Annotated in this window: 2 protein-coding genes and 1 pseudogene; all 3 read right to left on the minus strand. The window is 61.0% G+C overall.

All coding sequences use genetic code 11. The features are described from left to right. Positions 1-505 precede the first annotated feature (505 nt). Entirely contained in the window at positions 506-1,297 is a 792-nt protein-coding gene (locus NKJ58_RS31405) for a calcium-binding protein (RefSeq protein WP_023690711.1), read from the minus strand. A gap of 390 nt (positions 1,298-1,687) precedes the next feature. Then, positions 1,688-1,935, minus strand: a pseudogene (locus tag NKJ58_RS31410) (HlyD family type I secretion periplasmic adaptor subunit); the annotation flags it as partial. Next, positions 1,910-3,169, minus strand: a 1,260-nt coding sequence (locus tag NKJ58_RS31415; RefSeq protein ID WP_352854708.1) for a type I secretion system permease/ATPase, incomplete at its 5' end; no start/stop codon positions are given. The pseudogene NKJ58_RS31410 and the gene NKJ58_RS31415, both read right to left, overlap by 26 nt.

Consider the following 3,169-nt stretch of genomic DNA (forward strand, 5'->3'; position numbering starts at 1 on the left):
CCTGAAGCATGAACAGCGGCGAGATGAGCGCAAGCACGTTGACCACGCCGCTGATCAACACAATGCCCCAAATCGCGGAAGTCAGAGGGAAGGGTCTCAAAGCTGAATCCTTTAAGGAATGGTTGTCACGTAAGTCTCCGGAGGCTGGCGACCCAGCTCCCTATATTGCCCCCCGACCGGCAACCGACTGCATCCGCTACCTGGTTCAGGATCAGTGCTCCCGCCGAATATGTTTGGTCCCGGCATTTAATGGAGCGGGTCAACAACACCGTCCGGCTGAAAGTTTGGAAGGGATTCATCGTGGTCGGCCGCGAGGGCCCGAACAGGCGAATCCGCCTCCACACCTTCAGGGAGATTTCGGTGCACGACCAGCGCGACGCGCAGGGCTTCGTCACTGTACACGCTGACTGCTCCCGGGCGCCCCGGCCCATGGCAAGTAGCGGAAACGGGAAAGCGCCCGCCCAGGGGGGGCGGGGCGGGCGCGGTTCCGTATGGGTTTTCTGGATCAAACGAAGGTGAAGTCGGACGCGGTCAGGCCCAGGTCTGCCACGGTGACCACACCGCCCAGGTGGGCGAACTCGTGCGCGCTGCCGTCGGCGGTGACATAGGCCAGAGTTGCGAGTCTGTCGGTGTAGCTGCTTTGGTAGACAATGATGTCGCCGGCGTGCTCGCCGGAGATCGCACTCGCCGCCTCATTAGCAGAGTTGAAAGATTCGCCAGTGATCACCACGACGTGTTCGCCGTTCGCACCCGAGGCCGCACCGCTGTAGAAGCTGCTCACCGGGTAGCCGGACTGTATGCTGGCGTTGTTGACGAAGTTCGCGCCAAAACCATCGTTGTAGAGGCCCACCGCATCGAAGGCGAACTTGTCCTCCGCCGGGTTGAAATCGGTGATAGTGGTAATGTCCGACGTCGACCCGACAACCCCAGGCACCGGATTGTGGAACTGGAACACGAACGTGTCACTGTCGCTGCCCCCGGTCAACGTGTCCTGGCCGTCACCCACGTAGAGGACATCCTGGCCGGGTCCGCCGCTGAGCCTGTCATTGTCCTCACCGGAGACGCGCGCGTTGAAGCGGCCGTTGTCGCCGGAGAGATCGTCCCAGCCATCTCCGCCGAAGATGCGGTCGTTACCCTTGCCGCCGATGGCTCGGTCACTGCCCGCGCCACCCGAGATCTCGTCGTTGCCGCCACGACCGTCAAGCCAGTCACCGCCCTGGTAACCCTCGATCCAGTCAACACCCTCGGTGCCGAGGAGTGTTTCGGAACTCGGGCCACCTTCGATAATCTTTGCCATTGAAAATACTCCTAGTGATGCCCCTGCCTGACGCGTTCATATTCGTCATCGGACAATTTGAGAAATCGATTGCTTGGATAGGCATACATTTACGAAATGGATGCATTCTCGTTCACTTCGCGCTTCTGCTGAGCAGTTGCGGGCTCGCAGGCGGCGGGGACGCGCCCAGGCAATCGGCCCGAACATTCACACTCAAAGAACGGTCCAGGAAACTTTGTAACCGGTCGTTCTGGTTGGGCCGCCCTCGGAAGAACGGGCATGGGGCTGTGTTGCCGAGTCGCGCCGGCACTGCCCATTGCGAGCAATGGAACGTTAGGGAGCGCGTTCGCGCGAGCCGAGATCGGAACCGACAGGCGCACCAGGTAGTACGAAATGCCGGGTTTTTCATCCGTCGCCAGATCGGCTGCGATCCGGCTTTCGCGCACCAGGATTTCTCCCACCACCCCGCCAGTCGGGTGCTGTATCTTCTCACTAGGAAACGACGACAAAGTGTCCGGACGCTACAACCGCACCGGAGAGATTCGTGAAGGTCGCCCAGGCTCCGGCTCCTCCCACAAAGATCACGCTCGCCAGAAGGCCCGCCACCAGGTGCCGGCGAATGGACTCGAAACGTCATTGTTCTGATGAATGCCGGACACCGGGATCCTCCATGTCAGCGCGCTCTGCCACGTGATCCTGTGTAGACTCGATGGCCTTCAGGACTTTGGAACGCGCACCGAATGATCGCTGCCGTCCACCTTCCATCACCAACACCAAATCCACGGCGCGGATGGCGCTCGGCCGATGGGCGACGACAACCGCAATGCCCTTGCGCTCGCGCACGGAGGCGATCGCATTAACGACTGCAGCCTCGCCTTCCGCGTCGAGATGGGCATTGGGTTCATCCAGCACGACAAGGAAAGGGTCTCGATAAAGGGCCCGGGCAAGACCGATAAGCTGACGCTGCCCGGCGGAAAGTGCCGATCCGGCCTCACCAATCGGAGTTTCGTATCCGTGCTCAAATCGGAGGATCAGTTCGTGCGTGCCCGCTGCTTTCGCCGCGGCGACAATAGCCTCAGGGTCAGGATCATGTTCAAAACGAGCGATGTTTTCGGCAATGGTGCCATCGAACAATTCAACACCTTGTGGCAGATAGCCGATGTGACGGCCTAGTGCTTCCCGGTCCCATTGATCGAGGCTTGCGCTGTCGATGCGAACCTTCCCGGCGACCGGCGTCCATGCGCCGACGATGGCGCGCGAGAGTGTCGACTTGCCCGAGCCCGACGGGCCGATGACCCCGAGTGCGCTTCCCGCCTGAATGGCAAACGCAATGCCGGTCACGGTCGGCTTGCTTTCACCGGGCGGAACGATTGTCACGCTTTCGAGGCGCAGTTCGCGTTCAGGTGCAGGCATTAGCATAACAGGAGCGGTTTCAGGAACCTTTTCCAAGAGGTCCTCCAGCCGCGCCCAACCCTGGCGCGCCATGAGGAAGGGTTTCCAGCTTGAAATGGCGAGGTCGACCGGAGCCAGCGCACGCCCCATCATGATCGAACTGGCAATCATGACCCCGGCCGTAGCCTCTTCCCTGACGACAAGGTACGCACCGACGGCAAGAATGGCCGATTGCAGCAGCACGCGCAGCGACTTTGAAATGGCACCCAGCCCACCTGCCACATCCCCAGCTTTCCGGTTGGCGGCCAGACACTTGGCATTGGCCTTTTGCCATCGGGCAGCGATCCGCTTTCCAAGACCGAGAGCTTGCACGACCTCGGCATTGCAACGCGCTGCTTGCAGCAGACCATTGCGTGCCATGTTGTGGGCAACGGTATCGCTTATCGGCCCTTGCGAGAGAGTGTTGGCAAGGAGTGTCAGAGATGTGAGACCGACCGCCCC

Origin of the sequence: Mesorhizobium sp. M0139 (assembly GCF_040322455.1) — a bacterium.
GTDB lineage: Bacteria > Pseudomonadota > Alphaproteobacteria > Rhizobiales > Rhizobiaceae > Mesorhizobium.